Source organism: Micromonospora sp. URMC 103, from assembly GCF_051386435.1.
In the GTDB taxonomy this organism is placed as follows: Bacteria; Actinomycetota; Actinomycetes; order Mycobacteriales; family Micromonosporaceae; genus Micromonospora.
In genome coordinates this window covers 488,505-506,683 of sequence record NZ_JBPQTR010000003.1, presented here as the reverse complement: position 1 = coordinate 506,683, position 18,179 = coordinate 488,505, and the positions used below count along the sequence as shown (strand labels likewise).

Below are 18,179 nucleotides of genomic sequence, written 5' to 3'. Positions count from 1 at the left end.
GTGCTGTCGGCACTGGCGTTCGTGGGCACCATCGCCCTGGTCATCGGCCTGATCCATCTGTACCTGTGGAAGCGGCTGGTCCGCGACGCCGTCCCGGCGGGTCGCTGGCGGCGGGTCGGCGGCATCGCGGCCGTCGTGCTGGCGCTACTCGTACCGGCCACGCTGGCCGGCACCCGGGCCGAGCTCTACTGGCTCGCCTGGCCCGGCTACCTCTGGCTCGCGCTCATGTTCTACCTGCTGGTGGTGCTCGTGGCGCTGGAGTTGCCGATGCTGGTGGCGCGCCTGGTGCTGCGCCGCCGGGCCGTCTCGGCCGAGCCCACCGCCGCCGCCCCGGAGCCCGCGCTGGTCGGCGCCGCCGGGCCCGCCGACCCGCCGGCCACCGCGGCCGTCGGACACCCCGACCACGACCGGTCGCGCCGGCTGCTGCTGGCCCGCGGCGCCGCCATCTTCGCGGGGCTCACCGCCGCCGGCGTCACGGGGTACGGGGTCCGCACCGCCCTCGGCCCGCCGCAGCTGGACCGCGTACGCATCCCGCTGGCCAGGCTGCCCCGGAGCATGGACGGCCTGCGCATCGCCACGGTGTCCGACATCCACCTCGGGCCGCTGCTCGGCCGGGCGCACACGGAACGGATCGTCGCCGCCATCAACCGGCTCGACGCAGATGTCGTGGCCGTGGTGGGCGACCTCGTGGACGGCACGGTGGCCGAGTTGGGCGAGGCGGCGGCGCCGCTGCGCGACCTGCGTGCCCGGCACGGCAGCTTCTTCGTGACGGGCAACCACGAGTACTACTCCGGTGTGGAGGAGTGGGTGCGGGAGGTGGACCGCCTCGGCCTGCGCGTACTCCAGAACCAGCGGGTGGAGATCGCGGCCCGGGGTGGCGTGCTGGACCTGGCCGGCGTCAACGACCTGTCCGGCAACGGCACGGGTCTCGCGGCCGGCCCGGACTACGCGGCCGCGCTCGGCGACCGTGACCCGTCCCGCCCGGTGGTGCTGCTCGCCCACCAGCCCGTCGCCGCCGTGGAGGCCGCGAAGTTCGGCGTGGACCTGCAACTGTCCGGGCACACCCACGGCGGTCAGGTCGTGCCGTTCAACCTGGCCGTCCGGCTCGAGCAGCCGATCGTCTCGGGGTTGGGCGAGGTGGACGGCACCACGGTGTACGTGACGAATGGCGCCGGCTTCTGGGGCCCACCGGTCCGTGTCGGCGCGAAACCCCAGATCAGCCTCGTCGAGCTGCGCGCCGCCTGATCCGCTGTCCCCCGCGCCGGATTGCGCTTGTCACGTGTGTGCGTGGCGGCGGGCGGCGGCCGGGTCGGGCGTGACAGGATGCGGCGTGCCTCCGTTCAGCGCCGCACCCCCCGGTGGCCTCCCGCCGTTCGTCGCGGACCTGCACATCCACTCGAAGTACTCCCGCGCGTGCAGCCGCGACCTCACCCTGCCGAACCTCGGCTGGTGGGCGCGGCGCAAGGGCATCGGCCTGCTGGGCACCGGCGACTTCACGCACCCCGCCTGGTACGACCACCTGCGCGAGACGCTGCACCCGGCCGAGCCCGGCCTCTACCGGCTGAGCCCGGAGGCGGAACGGGACATCGCCCGCCGGCTGCCGCCGCGGCTCGCGAGCGAGGCCGAGAGCGACCCCGTCCGGTTCCTGCTGAGCGTGGAGATCTCCACGATCTACAAGCGGGACGACCGGACGCGCAAGGTGCACCACCTCGTCTACCTGCCCGACCTGGACGCCGTGGCCCGGTTCAACACCGCGCTCGGCCGGATCGGCAACCTCGGCTCCGACGGCCGCCCCATCCTCGGCCTGGACTCGCGCGACCTGCTGGAGATCACCCTCGAGGCGAGCCCGGACGGCTACCTCGTGCCGGCGCACATCTGGACGCCGTGGTTCTCGGCGCTCGGCTCGAAGTCCGGCTTCGACGCCATCGCCGACTGCTACGCCGACCTCGCCGGGCACATCTTCGCCGTGGAGACCGGCCTCTCCTCCGATCCGGAGATGAACTGGCGGGTCGGCAGCCTCGACGCGTACCGGCTGGTGTCCAACTCGGACGCGCACTCCCCGCCGGCGCTGGCCCGGGAGGCCACCGTCTTCGCCACCGCCCGCGACTACTTCGCCGTACGGGAGGCGCTGCGCACGGGTGACGGCCTCGCCGGGACCATCGAGTTCTTCCCGGAGGAGGGGAAGTACCACGCGGACGGGCACCGGCTCTGCGGTGTCAACTGGGCCCCGGAGCGCACGCGGGCGGCCGGCGGCCGCTGCCCGGAGTGCGGCAAGCCGTTGACGGTCGGTGTGCTCAGCCGGGTCGAGGAGCTGGCCGACCGGCCGGCGGGACACCGGCCGGAGCACGCCCGGGAGGTGACCCACCTGGTGCCGCTGGCCGAGATCCTCGGCGAGATCAACGGCGTGGGCGCCCGGTCCAAGCGGGTCGACGGGAAGCTCAACGAGCTGCTCGCCGCGCTCGGCCCGGAGCTGGACATCCTCACCCGCGCCCCGCTCGACGAGATCGCCCGCGTCGGCGGTGAGCTGCTCGCCGAGGGCATCGGCCGGCTGCGCCGGGGCGACGTGCGCCGGGTCCCCGGCTACGACGGCGAGTACGGCGTCATCACGCTCTTCGACCCGGGCGAGCTGCGCGGGCAGTCGGCCGGCACGCAGGCCGAGACGCTGTTCGACGTACCCGTGCCGGCGCAGCGCACGCCCGCGGAGCCGGCGCCGAAGCCGCGGGCCAAGCGGCCGGCGGCGGCCCGCCCCGAGCCGAAGCGCAAGGTGCCGGCGCAGCCCGCGCCGCCGATCGCGCCGCCGCCCTCGCCGCACGAGCCGTTCGAGCCGATGCTCGCCGGCATGGAGGAGGTCGGCACCGGGCTGCTGGACCGGCTGGACGCGATGCAGCGGGTGGCCGCCTCGGCGCCCGGCGGCCCACTGCTCATCGTGGCGGGGCCGGGCACCGGCAAGACCCGGACCCTCACCCACCGGATCGCGTACCTCTGCGCCGAGCTGAACGTCTTCCCCGAGCACTGCCTCGCGATCACGTTCACCCGCCGGGCCGCCGAGGAGCTGCGGCACCGCCTCGACGGTCTGCTCGGCCCGGTGGCCGAGGACATCACGGTCGGCACCTTCCACGCCCTCGGGTTGACCATCCTGCGGGAGAACGCGGCGGCGGCCGGCCTGCCGGAGGAGTTCCGGATCGCCGACGACGCCGACCGTGCCGCGGCCCGCGCCGACGCCGGCGACGACCCGGCCGCCTACACGGCGCTGCTGCGCAAGCAGGGCCTCGTCGACCTGGACGAGCTGCTCACCCTCCCGGTGGCGGTGCTCGCGGAGGACCGGGCGCTCGTCGAGCGCTACCGGAACCGCTGGCGGTGGATCTTCGTCGACGAGTACCAGGACGTCGACGCCGTGCAGTACGAGCTGCTGCGCCTGCTGAGCCCCGCCGACGGCAACCTCTGCGCGATCGGTGATCCGGACCAGGCCATCTACTCGTTCCGGGGCGCCGACGTGGGCTACTTCCTGCGCTTCTCGCAGGACTTCACCGACGCCCGCCTCGTGCGGCTGAACCGCAACTACCGCTCCTCGGCGCCCATCCTGGCCGCCGCGGTGCAGGCCATCGCGCCGTCGTCGCTCGTGCGAGGCCGCCGGCTCGACCCGGCCCGGCTGGACCCGGAGGCCCCGCTGGTCGGCCGCTACCCCGCGGCGTCCGTGGCCGACGAGGCCGACTTCGTGGTACGCACCATCGACGAGCTGGTGGGCGGCCTCTCCCACCGGTCACTGGACTCGGGCCGGATCGACGGCCGGTCGACGTCGCTCTCGTTCGGCGACATCGCCGTCCTCTACCGCACCGACGCGCAGGCGTCGCCGATCGTGGACGCGCTCGCCCGGGCCAACATCCCCGTGCAGAAGCGCTCGCACGACCGGCTGCGGGACCGCCCGGGGGTGACCGCCATCGCGCGCGAGCTACGGCACGCGAGCGGGCTCGACGGCGGCCTGCCCGCCCGGGTGCGGCTGGCCGGCCAGGTGCTGGCCGAGCGCTTCGCCACCCCCACGCTCGACGGGAGCGGCGCCGTACGCCCCGAGGACGTGCGCGTCGCGGTGGACCTGCTCACCCCGCTCGCCCGCCGCTGCGGCGACGACCTGGAGCTGTTCCTGTCCCAGGTGGCCACCGGCGCCGAGGTGGACGCGCTCGACCCGCGGGCCGAGGCGGTCACCCTGCTCACCCTGCACGCCGCCAAGGGGCTCGAGTTCCCGGTCGTCTTCCTGGTCGGCGCCGAGGACGGGCTGCTGCCGCTGCGCTGGCCCGGGTCCACCCCGGACGACGCCGCGGTCGCCGAGGAACGCCGGCTGTTCTTCGTCGGCCTCACCCGGGCGCAGGACCGGCTCTACGTGAGCCACGCCGCCCGGCGTACGCGGCAGGGGACGGAACGGGAGTGCAGCCCGTCGCCGTTCCTGGACACCATCGACCCGGGCCTGTTCGAGCGCTTCGGTGACGCCGAGCCCCGCCGCCCCCGGGACCGCCAGCTCCGCCTGCTCTGAGCCGGCGGTCCGCCCTCGGTTGGCGGCTTTCGGGCGGCGGACCGCGCGAGCGTGATGCCTCAGAGTCATATTTATGCCTCTGAGGCATCACGCCCGTCGCGGGATGACCCCCGCGCCGCGCCGCCGCGCCCTCTCTCGTTGACGGGCGGGTCAGGCGAGGAGCAGGGCCAGCCAGGCGCCGGCCAGGATCACCGGGCCGAAGGGCAGGGCGGTGTCCCGGCGTACCCGGCCGGTGACGAGCAGCACGAGCGCCGCCACGCCGCCCAGCACGTGCGGCAGGACGAGGCCCCAGCCGACGGCGGACCACCCCGACCAGCCGAGCGGCAGGCCCAGTGCGGCGGCGAGCTTCACGTCGCCGAAGCCGAGCCGGGAGCCCGGCAGCAGCGCCAGGACCAGGTGGACGGCGAGCGAGACGGCGGCGCCGGCCACGACCGCCGGTAGGCGCGCCGGCGTGCCGGTGGTGAGCGCGACCGCGCCCAGCCCGAGCGTGCCGACGCCCGCCGTCGCGGCCACCAGGGGATCGGGGAGCCGCAGGCAGGCGACGTCCACGACGGCCAGCACCAGGCCGACCGTGGCGATCAGCAGGAGCACGGGCAACGCCGGGTCACCGCGGCGGGCGACCACGAGCCCGGCGAAGACCACCGCGCCGGCGGCCGGCAGGGCGAGACGGAACCCGTGGGCCGCGGACGCCGGGCCGGCCGGGTGGGCGGTCACGAACGGCCGGGCGAGCACCGGGGCGGCCATGCCGGCCAGCAGGCCGAGGAGCGCGGCGGCGGTCGGCGGGCCGGCGGACACCGGCCGCACGTTACCGGCGTACGGCCTCCCGCGTGGCCCCGCGGCGCGGCCGCTCGGTGCTCACCACGAGCGCCACACCGGCCACGATCACCGCGCCGCCGAGCAGCACCTGGCTGGTGACCGGCTCGGCCGCCAGCACCGCCCCGAGCGCGACGGCGACGGCCGGATTCACGTACGCGTACGTCGAGACGAGCGAGATCGGCGCGTGCTGCAGCAGCCAGACGTACGCGGTGAACGCCACCAGCGAGCCGGCGACCATGAGGTAGCCGAGCGCGAGCCACGAGCGGGCACTGACCTGGGCCGGGGAGAAGCCCCGCAGCTCGCCGCGACCGACCGCGACGACGGCGAGCGCCGCCGCTCCTGCCAGCATCTCGTAGACGGTGGCGACGAACGGGTTGCCCGGCATGCGGATCCGCCCGGAGAGGAACGAGCCGATCGACCAGCAGGCGGCCCCCACGACCACGGTGAGCGCCCCGGCCAGCGGTACGGCGTCCGCCCCGCCCGTGGGGAGCACCAGCAGGACGAGCCCGAGGAAGCCGACGGTGACGCCGGCGAACGTCCAGAACCGGGGACGGTCTCCGGTCGCCGAGCGAAGCAGCACCACGAGGAGCGGCACCGTGGCGACCAGCAGCGCCGCGATCCCGGAGGGCACCGCCACGCCGGGCGGCCCGGACTCGGCGAGCACCACGAGACCGTTGCCCCCGGCGAGCAGCAGCACACCGACCAGCGCCGCGGAGCCGAGCTGCCGCCGGTCGACGCGGAGCGCGCCGGGCCCCCGCCTCAGCCGGAGGACGAGGGCGAGGACGGCGGCGGCGGCCGCGAACCGGGCGGCCGCCGAGACGAGCGGCGGCAGGGTCTCCACCGCGATCCGGATGCCCAGGTAGGTGGAGCCCCAGAGCACGTAGACCAGGACCAGCGCGGTCCAGACGACAGTGGGGGCGGCTGCGGCGGAGACGGGCGCGCCGATCGGATCGGCGGTCCGGGTCGCACGTGGGGGAGTCGAGCTCATCGCTGGTCCACGCTACGGTGACGTCGGCGTCGGCGTCCCGTGTTGGTGGCCGGCCTCTCACGAGTGCTCCAGGAGGGCGTTCATGGCGAACTACGGATCACCGGGTGGCGACCGCCCGGACCCGTGGCGCGGGCAGCGGCCCGACCAGTCGTACGGGTCGGGACCCGGTGGCGCCGGGTGGGGTGGGCCGCCGGACGCCTTCCCGCCCCGCGATCAGGGCCAGCGTCCGTACCCCGGGCACCCGGGTCAGGAGCGGCGGCCCGAATACCCGCCCGCCGCTCCCCGGCCGCACTACGGGGAGAGCCCCCGTTACGAGGGCTTCCGCCACGACGAGCCGCCGCGCTACGACCACGGCCCGCCGTACGCGGCCGACCCGCCGGGGCCGGCGTACGGAACGGGCTCGGGCTGGGACGCGGGCAGCGGCCCGGTGTCGTACGCCGGCGACCCGGAGCCCCCGGCCGAGCGCCGCGGGCGCGGCCCGCTGCTCGCGGTGCTCGCGGTCGTCGCGCTGCTCGTGCTGGCCGGGGGCGCGACCCTGTACGTCCTCGTCGGCCGCGACGAGCCCGCGCCGGTGGCTGCGCCGACGGACTCCGCCCCGACGGAGGCCGCGGATCCGGACGTGACCGACGCGCCGGCGCCGGCGCCGAGCGCGGCCGCCCCGGAGTCGTCCGCGGACCCGCGTTTCGCCAAGGTGGGCCAGTGCGTCCGGAACGAGGGCTCGGCCGGCGGGAAGCCGAAGCTGCTGATCACCGGCTGCGCACCGAACACGTACGAGGTGCTGAGTCGCATCGACGGCACCACGAGCGGGGAGAAGGACGCCGAGGCGAAGTGCGCCAAGGTGAAGAACTACACCAACTGGTACTTCTTCGACAGCGAACTCGACACCCTCGACTTCGTCCTCTGCCTCAAGGAGCGGAAGTCGTAGCGGGGGAGGCGAGGCCGTAGCCGAAACTAGGGCTGTCTAGCGTCCACGCTAGACAGCCCTAGTTTTGTGTCGAGGACGTCGACACGCCGGTAGCCCCATCTATCCATGTCTAGCCCCGCAGCTAGACGGGCCGATACTCTGCGATGCGTGGATCCGGTCCGCAACCCGTACGCCCCGGGCGCCGGCCAGCGCCCGCCCGAGCTCGCCGGGCGGGGGCGGGAACTGGACGTCTTCGACGTCGTCCTGGAGCGCATCGCCCGCGGCCGGCCCGAGCGGAGCCTCATGCTCACCGGCCTGCGCGGCGTCGGCAAGACGGTCCTGCTCAACACCCTCCGATCCCAGGCCATCAACCGGCTCTGGGGCAGCGGCAAGATCGAGGCGCGGCCCGACCAGTCCCTGCGCCGCCCGATCGCCGCCGCGCTGCACATGGCCGTCCGGGAACTGGCCCCCCGGCACCGCGCCCCCGACCGGATCGACGCCTTCCTCGGCGTGCTCAAGGCGTTCGCGCTGCGCGCCGCGCCGCCCGGCCGGGGCGGCGCCGCCCCGAAGCTGCGGGACCGCTGGCAGCCGGGCATCGACGTTCCGGCGAGCAGCGGCCGCGCCGACTCCGGCGACATCGAGATCGACCTGGTCGAGCTGCTCACCGACGCCGCTGCCGTGGCCAGCGACGTGGGCACCGGGGTCGCCGTCTTCATCGACGAGATGCAGGATCTCGGGGCCGAGGACGTCTCCGCCCTCTGCGCCGCCTGCCACGAGCTGTCGCAGATCGGCGCGCCACTGATCGTCGTGGGCGCCGGCCTGCCGCACCTGCCGGCCGTGCTCAGCGCCGCCAAGTCGTACTCCGAACGTCTCTTCCGCTACCAGCGGATCGACCGGCTCGACCGGATCGCCGCCGACCAGGCGCTCTGCGCGCCGGCCGAGCGCGAGGAGGTGGAGTACGAGCAGAAGGCGCTCGACCTCCTCTACGAGAAGTCGGGCGGCTATCCCTACTTCGTGCAGGCGTACGGGAAGGCCACCTGGGACCACGCGCCACGCTCCCCCATCACCGCGGGGGACGTCCGCGTCGCCGCTCCCGAGGCGGAGGCCGAGCTGGCGGTGGGCTTCTTCGGCTCCCGCTTCGAGCGGGCCACCCCGGCCGAGCGTGAGTACATGCGGGCCATGGCCAGTCTCTCGCTCGTGGAGACCGAGGCGGGCGGCGCGCCCCGCGACGACATGGACGCCGCAGTGCCGACCGCCGAGATCGCGCGCGCCCTCGGCCGCAAGCCGGCGAGCCTCTCCCCGGCCCGGGACGCGCTCATCAAGAAGGGGCTCATCTACTCGGGCGAGCGGGGGACTGTCGCGTTCACCGTGCCGCACTTCGGCCGGTACCTGCGCACCCAGCCGGCCTGACGGCGGGCCGGTCGACGCGCCCGGCGCCAGCCGGCTCGTCGACGCCGCCGCGCCCCGACAGGTCGCCCGACGGCGCCGCTCAGACCTTCGACCAGGGCGGCGGAAAGAGCACCTCACCCTGCGGCGGCGGAGCCGCGTCGCTGGTGCTCGGGGGCAGGACGAGGGCCTGCCACGGCTCGCCCAGACCGGACCAGGGGCTGGTGAGGCCCATCCGGTCGGCCCGGCCGAAACCGAAGCGCCGGTAGAAGGCCGGGTTGCCGAGCACGACCACCAGCCGCTCACCCAACTCGGTGGCGGCGTCGAGGGCGGCCTGCACCACGGCCGTGCCGTGCCCGACCCGCTGCCGGTGCGGGGCCACCGCCACCGGCCCGAGGGCCAGGGCCGCCGCCGATCCCCCGTCGGACCTCACCCGTACGCGGGTCAGCAGCGCGTAACCAACGATCTCGCCGCCGTACTCGGCGACCATGGCGAGTTCCGGAATCCAGGCGTCGCTGTCCCGCAACTCGTCGACCAGTCCCACCTCGGGTGGGGCGGCCACGTCCGGACGCGCGAAGGCGGCGGCGAGCACACGCCGGAGGTGCCCGGCGTCGGCCGGGTCCTCGGGTCGTAGCCGCAGCGTCGTCACGCGCGCGACGTTACCCGCCGGAAGCGGTCCATCCGCGACGGTCGCTCGATTCGGCGTGGCGTCACGTGCACACTCACCGATAGCGGATCGGCGGTTGCAGGGGTGGCCGGCCTCGCGAAGGGGTATGACTGAGCCATGAAACCCGTACGCTCCCTCGCCCGGGCCATGCTGAGCGGCATCTTCGTGTTCAGCGGGTACCGCAACTTCATGAACCCCGAGCGGCTGGTGCCCGCGGCCAAGCCGGTCACCGATCGGGTGACGCCGTTGCTCCAACGGGCGAACCCGCGCATCCCGACGGACACCGCGACGCTGATCCGGGCCAACGCGGCGGTCCAGGTGGGCGTCGGGTTGATGTTCGCGACCGGGAAGCTCACCCGCCCGTCCGCCCTCGTGCTGGCCGGCACGCTGGTGCCCACCACCTTCGCCGGGCATCCCTTCTGGAACAACGACGACCCGGTCGCGCGGAACAACAACCAGGTGCACTTCCTCAAGAACCTGGGTCTCCTCGGCGGGCTGCTGCTCGCCGCCGCCGACACGGAGGGAAAGCCGGGCCTGCGCTGGCGCGCCGGTCATCGCATCGGCCACTCTCGACGCTCGGTGACGCGGGCCGTCCGCACCGCCCGCCGGGAGGCCCGGATCGCCACCCGCGCCGCCAGCACCGCCCGCCGACTCCCCGGCTGACCTGCCTCTATCCCTCGTTCCGACGCGCCTCGCCCCTCGCAACACCGCGAATCACCTGAACCACCCGGTAGGCGTTAACGCGGTGGAAATGTCAAAAACATGTGTGGGATCGGACACGGTCGCATAACGCGGGAGGCACTAACGTGAGGCGCCGTTCTAGGCTCCGTGCGGGACCTGGACGGGTAGGACGAGCTTGGTACGGGGGTGGCGACGCCATGCCGGCGACCGTCGGGAGACGGACGGACCGCCTCGCCACAGTCCGACGCGTGACGAGTGGGATCGATCGCAGGACGGTCGTACGGGCCAGCGTCGTGGCCGCCGTCGCCTACGCCGCATGGCTCGCCGTCGGCATCTTCGGGCGGCCGTACAACTTCTTCGACATGAAGATCTACCACGGCGCGGTGGTGTGGTGGGCGACCGGACACGAGCTGTACGCGTTCGTCGCACCGGACACGACGCTGGGTTTCACCTACCCACCGTTCGCCGGCCTCGTCATGCTGCCGATGGCCCATCTGCCGGTCGAGGCCGCCGGTCTCGTCAACGCGCTGGCCAGCCTCGCGGCGCTGGCGGTCGTGCTCGCCGGCCTGCTCCGCCCGATCGTCGACCGGCTCGCGTGGCCGCTGTGGTTCACGGTGGCCCTGGCCGTGCCACTCGCCGCCGCCATCGAGCCGGTCCGCGAGACGCTCGGCTACGGCCAGGTGAACGTCCTGCTCTTCGCCTTGATCATCGCTGACCTGATCGGGCTGCGCTGGCGCTCCCGCCGGGGCACCCACGCCGGCGCCGGGGACGGCCCGCTGCTGCGCTTCGTCTACAGCGGCGCGTGGGCCGGCGCCGGCATCGGCCTCGCCACCGCCGTGAAGCTGACTCCCGCGCTCTTCATCGTCTACCTCATGATCACCCGCCAGTGGCGGGCGGCGGTCACCGCGACAGGCACCACGATCGGCGTCACGCTCGGCTCGTTCGCGCTGGTCGGGGCCGAGTCCCGCACGTACTTCAGCAGCGTGCTCTGGCAGACCGAGCGGGTCGGCGCGGCCGACATGACGCCGAACCAGTCCCTGGCCGGGCTGCTGGCCCGCCTGTACGACTCGATCGAGACGCCCGGCCTGCTCTGGCTCTCGTTCTCCGTGCTGGTGCTGGCTCTCGGGCTGTCCCGGGCCGCCAACTCGCACGCCGACGGTGACGAGCTGACCGCGTTCACGCTGGTGGGGCTCACCGCCAACGTGATCAGCCCGATCTCCTGGACGCACCACCTCGTGTGGGTGATCCCGGCGATCATCGTGCTGGCCGACGCCGCCGTCCGCCGCCGCGAGGCGAGCCGCGGGCTGGCGCACCGCAACGGGGCCTCCGCGCCGTTCGGCGGGCTGCCAGGGGTGAACGGGCTGCGCCCGCCGATCTGGTACCCGACGTTGACCGGGCTGCGGCACGGCGTGGCCGCCGTGGGGCTCTACCTGCTGTTCCTCGTCTCGCCGATCTGGCCGTACGAGCACCAGTTGCCGGAGGTGTCCCACTACCAGGACGGTCTCTTCGGCGCGCTCATGGAGAACTCGCTGGCCCTGGCCCTGATCGTGCTGGTCGCCGCGCTGCCGTGGCGGCCCGGCGCCGAGCCGGCCTTCTACGCCGACCGCATGGGCCGGATGCCGGCCGCCGCACGTCGCTGACCCGCCGCCCCTTGCCCCGGCGGCGGGCCCGCAGCGTTCCCCAGCGCGGCGGGCCGCCGTGCGTCAGGGGCAGTTGACCCATTCCTCGGTGCCGTCGGCGAACACCTGGCGCTTCCAGATCGGCAGCCGCGCCTTGACCTCGTCGACCAGGCGCGCGCAGGCCACGAACGCCGCGGCCCGGTGCGCGGTGCTGACGGCGGCGACCAGGGCCACGTCGCCGATCGCCAGTGGACCGACCCGGTGCGACACGGCGACCGCGTACACGTCGGGGTCGGCGGCGATCTCCGCGGCGACCTCGCGCAGGATCCGCTCGGCGGTCGGGTGCCCCTCGTACTCGAGACTGGTGACGGCCCGGCCATGGTCGTGGTCGCGGACGACGCCCTGGAAGGAGACCACGGCGCCGGCCCGCGCGTCGGCGACCGCGGCCTCGTGGGCCGCCAGGTCGAGCGGCCGGTCGGTGACCTCGCCGAGCGCGAGCGCCGGGGCGGTCATGACGGCCGCTCCCCGGTGAGCAGCGGCAGCGGCACCACCGGCACGCGTGATCCCGGCTCGCCGGTGACGCCCGGGGCGATCACCGCGAAGCCGTCCGCGCCGGCCAGCCCACGCAGCATCGCCGAGCCGACGTGCCGCACCGGGTGGGCCGTGCCGGCCACCCGGTCCAACCGGACCAGGGCGAGGTGCGTGTAGTCGCCCCGCCCGGGCACCGGCTCGGCCAGGGTGGCGTGCGGCAGCGTCGGCATCGAGCGGCCCTGCAGGCCCGCGAGCAGCGGGGCGACCAGGGAGACGAGCGCGACGATCGCCGACTGGGGATTGCCCGGCAGGCCGGCCACGAAGCGGGGTCGCCCGTCCGGCCCGGTGAGCCGGGCCAGCAGCATCGGGAAACCCGGCCGCACGGCCACGGTGTTGACCACGTAGTCGGCGCCGACCTCGGCCAGCGCGGGGTGCAGGTGGTCCACCGGGCCGTGCATGGTGCCGCCGGTCGTACAGACCAGGTCGGCGTCGGTCAGCGCGGCGCGCAGGGCGGCGACGTGCGCGGGAAGCGTGTCCTCGACCGGGCCGATCACGTCGGAGGGCCGGACCTCGCAGCCGTACCGGCGCAGCCAGGCCGGCAGCGCCGGGCCGAGCGCGTCCCGGACCCGCCCGGCGGCGGGCGGACCGGCGGTCAGCAGCTCGTCGCCGAAGACCAGCAGCGCGGCCCGCGGCGCGCGCCGGACCGGCAGGGTGTCGTGTCCACAGGAGGCGGCCAGGCCGATCACCGCGGGGTCCACCGGCGTCCCGGCGGGAAGAAGCTCCTCCCCGGCGTACGCCTCCTCACCCGGCTCCCGCCACTCCGGCGTGGGCCGTGGCGTGCCGGTGACCCGGCCGTCCGGCGTCCGGTCGGACTCCTCGACCCGCAGCACCGCCGTGCTGCCCTCGGGGACCATCGCGCCGGTGGCGATCTCGACGGTGGTGCCGTCCTCGGTGAGCGGTGGCGGCGTCCCGCCGGCCAGGACCCGGCCGACGACACGCCAGGGGCCGGCGCCCCGCACCGCCCAGCCGTCCACGCTGGAGGTGGGGAACGCGGGCAGGTCGGTGCGGGTGGTCAGCGGCTCGGCGAGGGTCAGCCCGTCGGTCCCGGCGAGCGGCCGGGCGGCGGAGGGCAGCGCGGCGGCGAGGCCGGCCGCGTACACCCGGGAACGCGCCTCCGCCCAGACGGCCGGCGGCGGCGCGGCGGCGCGCTCGGCCGCCGGTGCGGTTTCCGTGCTCACCGGCCGAGCCTATCGGGGCGGCGACCGGCGCGCCGGGCCAGTCGCCGGGCAGGGTGGCGACGGGACGCGTCCGGCGGTCGCCCGCTCGGAGCCGCGCTCAGTGGTCGCCGCCGCGGAACTGGCCCGCGAGCCGCGCTCAGTGGTCGCCCCCGCGGAGCTGGTCCACGGCGTGGGCGAGGATCGGCCCGAGCACGGCGAGCCCGTCGCGGGCGCCGCCGGTGGAGCCGGGCAGGTTGACCACCAGCATGCGGCCGGCGACCCCGGCCAGGGCCCGGGAGAGCGCCGAGGTCGGGACACGGTCGCGGCTGTGCGCACGGATCGCCTCGGCGATGCCGGGGATCTCGTAGTCGAGCAGCGCGCGGGTCACGTCGGGCGTCCGGTCGGACGGGGTGATGCCGGTGCCGCCGCTGGTCAACACGACGTCGACCCCGTCGGCCGAGGCGGCCCGCAACGCGTCGCCGACGGGCTCGCCGTCGGGCACCACGACCGGCTCGTCGACCTCGCACCCCAGCTCGCGCAGGCCGGCGACGAGCAGTGGACCGCTGGTGTCGGCGTAGACGCCGGCGGCGGCCCGGTTGGAGGCCACGATCACGCGGGCGCGGATCACGGCCGGTCCTCCGGACGGACCCACTCGCCGGTCTTGCCGCCCTCCTTGCGCAGCACCCGTACCGCCTCGACGGAGGCCGCCGGGTCGACCGCCTTGACCATGTCGATCAGGGCGAGACCGGCGACCGCCACCGCGGTCAGCGCCTCCATCTCCACGCCCGTCCGGTCGGCCGTGCGCGCGGTGGCGGTGATCTCGACGGTGTCGGTGGTGAGCCCGAGGTCGACGGTCACGCCGTGCAGCGCGATGGGGTGGCACAGCGGGATCAGGTCGGGCGTGCGCTTGGCGCCCATGATGCCGGCGAGACGCCCGACGGCCAGCGCGTCGCCCTTCGGTAGCCCGTCGCGGCGCAGCAGGTCGATCACCTCGGGCGTGGTCCGCAGCCGGCCTGCGGCGACCGCCGACCGGCCGGTCACCGCCTTGGCCGACACGTCGACCATGCGGGCCGCGCCGGCGGCGTCGACGTGGCTGAGCTGCGCGGGGTGGCTGAGCTGCGCGGGGTGGTGGCTGAGCTGCGCGGGCTCGGTCCGCTGCGCGGATTCGGTCACGGCCGCGAGCCTATCCTCCGGGTACGACGGACGGGGACGTGCTCGCCCGACGACGACGGCGGCGGTCGGCGGTGGGAGGAGCGACGCCGGCGCGGACGTGCGAGCTGCTGGCCGCACGGCAGCACCGGAGGCGCGCTCCTCCCACCTTCCCGCCGATCAGTCGCTGGGGGGACCGGTACGGCGGGCGAAGCCGGCGACCCGGCTCTGACAAAGGCCAGAACCTCCCCCGTTCGCCGGTACGGCACGGACGTTAGCGGCGGTGGCGATAAGAAATCGATAAGGGACCGAGCCGCAGGTCAACGGGCGGTGCGCCGTCCACCGGCGGATGGCGGGCCCGGTTCCGGCGGCGGTGCCAGCTCCGCGAGGCGGCGCTCCGCCTCGAAGCGTTCCGGGACACCGGTCCGACGGAAGATGGCCAGCGCCCGCTCCCAGTGCCGTCGTGCCTCGACCGGGTCGGTGCGCGCGTGGTGCTCGGCCAGCCCGGCCAACGCCCGTGCCTGCTCGTACGGGTGCGCGAACCGGGTGGCGAGCTCCAACGCCCGACGGTGAGCCTCGACGACCTGCTCACCCGCGTCCCGCACCGACAGCGTGCGACCCAGGTCGTTGAGCGCCGAGCACTGGGCGTGCACCTCACCGGAGTCGGCGGCCAGTTCGAGTGCCAGTTCGTGCTGCCGTCGCGCCTCGTCCAGCCGGCCCAGGCCCCGGTAGGCGACACCCAGCGCGTTCCGCGTCTCGGCCTGGCCGTAGCGATGCCCGGTACGCGCGAAGAGCCTGAGGGAGGCCCTCAGCAGGCGGATGCTCTTGTCGTACCGGCCGACAGCGGTGGTCACCGCGGCGAGGTGGCTCAGCGCGTTCGCGATCTGGTAGTCGTCGCCGCTGACCCGGGCCCGGAACAGATGCTGCCGGTGAACCCTGGTCGCCTCGTCGTAGCGACCGAGGCTCGTCAACGCGATGCCCAGGTTCGTCAGCACCAGCGGCACGACGCTCTCGTCGTACAGGTCCCGCTCGCGCATGCTCTCCACGCCGATCGTCACGGCCTCCTCCAGGTCCCCCCGCAGCCAGGCGACCACGACGAGGTTGCCGCGGAACTGGGCGAGTCGACGACGGTCACCGACCTCCCTCGCGAGCGCCACGGCGCGGTCGAGGTGGCGGGACGCTTCGCGGTACGACCCGGTCTTCACGAGGGCGGAGGCGAGGTAGTTGGACATCACCGCAATCGCGGACCGGTCCGCCAGGGCCTCGGCCGACGCCAGGCCGAGGGCGTGGGTGGTGCGGATGTCGTCGAAGTAGCCCCGGACGTGGCAGAAGCGCCACGACAGCCGGGCCAGCCGCCAGACGTAGGCGTGGAGACCCTCGTCGGCCGCGAGCCGCACCAGCAGGACGAGGTTCTCGCGCTCCTGCTCGATCCACTCGACGCCGGGCAGGTCGCTCCTCGTGAGCAGGTCCGGCCGCAGGGGTTCGCCGAGGCCGATCTCCGCGCGGACGTCGACCACCTCGTGCAGTTCGGCCGCGGCCGCCATGAGGTGGTGCAGGGTCGCGTCGAGCAACCGGACCACCGCGGCCCGCCGGACCTCCGCGGCGTCCGCGTCCCGGCAGAGGTTCCGCGCGTACCGGTGGACCAGGTCATGGAACCGGTACCGCCCACCCGCGGTCTCCTCGACCAGGTGGTGGTCCACCAGTTCGTCGAGCACCCGGCTCGCCGTGGCGAGCGGCAGGTCGGCGACGGCGGCGACGGTCGTCGCGGTGTGGTGCCCCGCGTGCACGCTCATCAGGCGGAACACCTGTTTCGCGGCCTCGTCCAACGGCTCGTAGGACGCCGTGAACGCCCTCGCCAGGGAGCGCTCGCCCACGTCGAGTTGCTCCAACACCGGCGCGTCGGGCGCGAGCAGCCGCGCCAGGTCGGCCATCCGGCGGGTCCGCCGGAGCGCCAGCCGCGAGCCGGCGAGCCTGATGGCCAACGGCAGGAACCCGCACCGACGTACGACCTCGGCGGCGGCCTCCGGCTCCTCCTCCACGCGCTGCCGCCCGGCACTCGCGGCGAGGAGCGCGAGCCCTTCGGGCAGCGACATCACCGACAGGGATTCCGGCGGTCCCACGTCGAGTTCGGCGAGCCGACGCCGCGAGGTCACCAGGATCACGGAGCCCGGAGCCGTCGGCAGCAGCGGAAGGACCTGGGCGCTGCTCTCGGCGTTGTCCAGGACGACCACGACCCTGCGCGCCGCCAGCTCGCGCCGCCACAGCTCGACCCGCTCGTCCGGATGGGACATGAGCCGACCGGAGGGGACGCCCAACTGCCGGAGCAGGCTGACGAGGGCCGCGGACGGGTCGAGGGCGGGCGTCTCGCCGTGCCCGCACAGGTCGAGGTACAGCTGGCCGTCGGGGTAGCGGTCGGCGAGGCGCCGCGCCACGTGGACGGCGAGCGTGGTCTTTCCACTTCCCGCCATGCCGTCGATGAGGTGGACCGCGGACGTCCGCGCCTCCACGCGTCGCGTCTCGGCCAGCAACCGCTCGACGGCCTCGTCCCGTCCGACGAAGTCCGTGACCGATCGCGGCAGCCGGTCCACGGCGTGGGGTGGTGGGAGAGTCCGCCGAGCGCGCGAACCACCGCGGACAAGGCCGGCCACCGCCGGGGCCGGCGGCGGGGTGGGACGGTCGGCGGCGGTGTCGGCGCCCGCGTCGACGGCCTGCCGGAGGCGTCGGAGCGCGAGACCCGGTTCGATCCCGAGGTCGGCGCGTAACGCCGCGCGCGCGGCGTCGAACGCGGCGATGGTCCCCGCCCGGTCACCGTGCCGGTAGAGCGCCCGCATCAGGAGCAGGTACGCGGACTCGCGGAGCGGGTGCAGGGCGATCAGTTCCCGGAGCATCGGGATGGCGAGTTCCGGCCGTCCGGCGTCGATACGGACGCCCGCCAGCGACTCGGTGGCCAGTAGGCGCTCCTCGTGGGCGGCCGTGACGCGTGCGGTGAGCGCCGGCCCGAGCGGGACGCCGCCGAGCATGGCCCCGTGCCAGCGAGCGACGGCGGCGGTGAGCAGCCGGCCGGCCAGGTCCCCATCACCACGCCGGAGCGCGTCCTGCGCCCGGCGGTGCTCGGTCTCGAAGCACCGCAGGTCGATCCGGTCCGGGTCGAGGTCGAGCCGGTAGCTGGCGCCCTGGCGTACGAGGATCCGGTGACCTGCCGTTTCGAATATCCGGCGCAGATTCGCCGCGTAGCTGCGGACGTTCGCGCCCGCGGAAGGCGGAGCGACCTCCGGCCACAGTTCGTCAATCAGTTCCTCGACGGTGACAAGGTGAGCCGCGTGAACGGTAAGTAACGCGAGAACGGCACGTTGCTTCGGCGTTCCCAGGTGCAGTCTGTGTCCGGCAAGTTGCACGACGAAGTCGCCGAGTACACGAATCTCCACGAGCTTGTCTAACCTCGCCCAGGCACAGGTATTCGAGCCGTCACGATGTGCAGCTTAGGCGGACCGTGGGCTGGTGAGTACGTACCCAGGCCCCGGCGGTCGTCAATGGCTGACACCACTCGGGCCGGTTACCGACCGAACTAGGGATGAGGCCGCGGCGTGCAACCGTCAGAATCTGGGTGGGGCGGCAAAGTGCCTCTCGACGGACGCGTCACGGTCCGGATGCGCGTCGAATACGTTCGACCCCTCTCCGCACAGGGGAGGTAGACAG

General features: G+C 74.6%; 14 protein-coding genes. 6 read left to right on the top strand and 8 right to left on the bottom strand.

Features of this window, described 5'->3' with window-relative positions; translation table 11 throughout:
• Together ACSNOA_RS02750 and ACSNOA_RS02745 are read left to right on the top strand one after the other, a co-directional pair.
• Positions 1–1,245, top strand: a complete 1,245-nt coding sequence (locus tag ACSNOA_RS02750) for a metallophosphoesterase (protein WP_436655871.1) — start codon at positions 1–3, stop codon at positions 1,243–1,245.
• Between the two features lie 85 nt (positions 1,246–1,330).
• Positions 1,331–4,525 (top strand): UvrD-helicase domain-containing protein, encoded by a 3,195-nt coding sequence (locus ACSNOA_RS02745; RefSeq protein WP_436655869.1) that lies wholly within the window; start codon positions 1,331–1,333, stop codon positions 4,523–4,525.
• Between the two features lie 150 nt (positions 4,526–4,675).
• On the opposite strand, the gene ACSNOA_RS02740 is transcribed toward ACSNOA_RS02745, so the two are convergent.
• Together ACSNOA_RS02740 and ACSNOA_RS02735 are read right to left on the bottom strand one after the other, a co-directional pair.
• Entirely contained in the window at positions 4,676–5,320 is a 645-nt protein-coding gene (locus ACSNOA_RS02740) for a prepilin peptidase (protein ID WP_436655867.1), read from the bottom strand.
• 10 nt (positions 5,321–5,330) lie between these two features.
• Positions 5,331–6,329, bottom strand: a complete 999-nt coding sequence (locus tag ACSNOA_RS02735) for an EamA family transporter (protein WP_436655865.1) — start codon at positions 6,327–6,329, stop codon at positions 5,331–5,333.
• A gap of 427 nt (positions 6,330–6,756) precedes the next feature.
• On the opposite strand from ACSNOA_RS02735, the gene ACSNOA_RS02730 reads away from it, so the two are divergent.
• Both ACSNOA_RS02730 and ACSNOA_RS02725 read left to right on the top strand, forming a co-directional pair.
• Positions 6,757–7,254, top strand: coding sequence for an LppU/SCO3897 family protein (locus ACSNOA_RS02730; RefSeq protein ID WP_436656195.1), 498 nt, complete (start codon positions 6,757–6,759; stop codon positions 7,252–7,254).
• 147 nt (positions 7,255–7,401) lie between these two features.
• Positions 7,402–8,643, top strand: coding sequence for an AAA family ATPase (locus tag ACSNOA_RS02725; protein WP_436655863.1), 1,242 nt, complete (start codon positions 7,402–7,404; stop codon positions 8,641–8,643).
• Positions 8,644–8,722: 79 nt separating this feature from the next.
• Here ACSNOA_RS02725 and ACSNOA_RS02720 read toward each other — a convergent pair whose 3' ends face one another.
• Positions 8,723–9,268, bottom strand: a complete 546-nt coding sequence (locus tag ACSNOA_RS02720) for a GNAT family N-acetyltransferase (RefSeq protein ID WP_436655861.1) — start codon at positions 9,266–9,268, stop codon at positions 8,723–8,725.
• Positions 9,269–9,403: 135 nt separating this feature from the next.
• Here ACSNOA_RS02720 and ACSNOA_RS02715 point away from each other — a divergent pair, with 135 nt between their 5' ends.
• Both ACSNOA_RS02715 and ACSNOA_RS02710 read left to right on the top strand, forming a co-directional pair.
• Positions 9,404–9,949 (top strand): DoxX family protein, encoded by a 546-nt coding sequence (locus tag ACSNOA_RS02715; protein WP_436655859.1) that lies wholly within the window; start codon positions 9,404–9,406, stop codon positions 9,947–9,949.
• A gap of 215 nt (positions 9,950–10,164) precedes the next feature.
• Positions 10,165–11,607 carry a glycosyltransferase 87 family protein gene (locus ACSNOA_RS02710; protein ID WP_436655857.1) on the top strand — a complete coding sequence of 481 codons (1,443 nt, stop codon included), beginning with the start codon at positions 10,165–10,167 and terminating at the stop codon, positions 11,605–11,607.
• Positions 11,608–11,670: 63 nt separating this feature from the next.
• Here ACSNOA_RS02710 and ACSNOA_RS02705 read toward each other — a convergent pair whose 3' ends face one another.
• The 5 genes from ACSNOA_RS02705 to ACSNOA_RS02685 all read right to left on the bottom strand — a co-directional run bounded on the left by ACSNOA_RS02705 (position 11,671) and on the right by ACSNOA_RS02685 (position 17,908).
• Positions 11,671–12,099 carry a molybdenum cofactor biosynthesis protein MoaE gene (locus ACSNOA_RS02705; protein ID WP_436655855.1) on the bottom strand — a complete coding sequence of 143 codons (429 nt, stop codon included), beginning with the start codon at positions 12,097–12,099 and terminating at the stop codon, positions 11,671–11,673.
• On the bottom strand, positions 12,096–13,355 hold the full coding sequence (locus tag ACSNOA_RS02700) for a molybdopterin molybdotransferase MoeA (protein WP_436655853.1): 1,260 nt from the start codon (positions 13,353–13,355) through the stop codon (positions 12,096–12,098). The genes ACSNOA_RS02705 and ACSNOA_RS02700 overlap by 4 nt, the downstream gene beginning before the upstream one ends.
• 136 nt (positions 13,356–13,491) lie before the next feature.
• Positions 13,492–13,962 carry a MogA/MoaB family molybdenum cofactor biosynthesis protein gene (locus tag ACSNOA_RS02695; RefSeq protein WP_436655851.1) on the bottom strand — a complete coding sequence of 157 codons (471 nt, stop codon included), beginning with the start codon at positions 13,960–13,962 and terminating at the stop codon, positions 13,492–13,494.
• Positions 13,959–14,507, bottom strand: a complete 549-nt coding sequence (gene moaC / locus ACSNOA_RS02690; protein WP_436655849.1) for a cyclic pyranopterin monophosphate synthase MoaC — start codon at positions 14,505–14,507, stop codon at positions 13,959–13,961. Before moaC ends, ACSNOA_RS02695 begins: the two co-directional genes overlap by 4 nt.
• 296 nt (positions 14,508–14,803) lie before the next feature.
• Positions 14,804–17,908, bottom strand: coding sequence for an AfsR/SARP family transcriptional regulator (locus ACSNOA_RS02685; RefSeq protein WP_436655847.1), 3,105 nt, complete (start codon positions 17,906–17,908; stop codon positions 14,804–14,806).
• Positions 17,909–18,179 lie beyond the last annotated feature (271 nt).

Coding starts and splice junctions, on each gene's coding strand:
- ACSNOA_RS02735 (WP_436655865.1), bottom strand. CDS start 6,329: ATGAGCTCGACTCCCCCACGTGCGACCCGGACCGCCGATCCGATCGGC.
- ACSNOA_RS02705 (WP_436655855.1), bottom strand. CDS start 12,099: ATGACCGCCCCGGCGCTCGCGCTCGGCGAGGTCACCGACCGGCCGCTC.
- ACSNOA_RS02710 (WP_436655857.1), top strand. CDS start 10,165: ATGCCGGCGACCGTCGGGAGACGGACGGACCGCCTCGCCACAGTCCGA.
- ACSNOA_RS02715 (WP_436655859.1), top strand. CDS start 9,404: ATGAAACCCGTACGCTCCCTCGCCCGGGCCATGCTGAGCGGCATCTTC.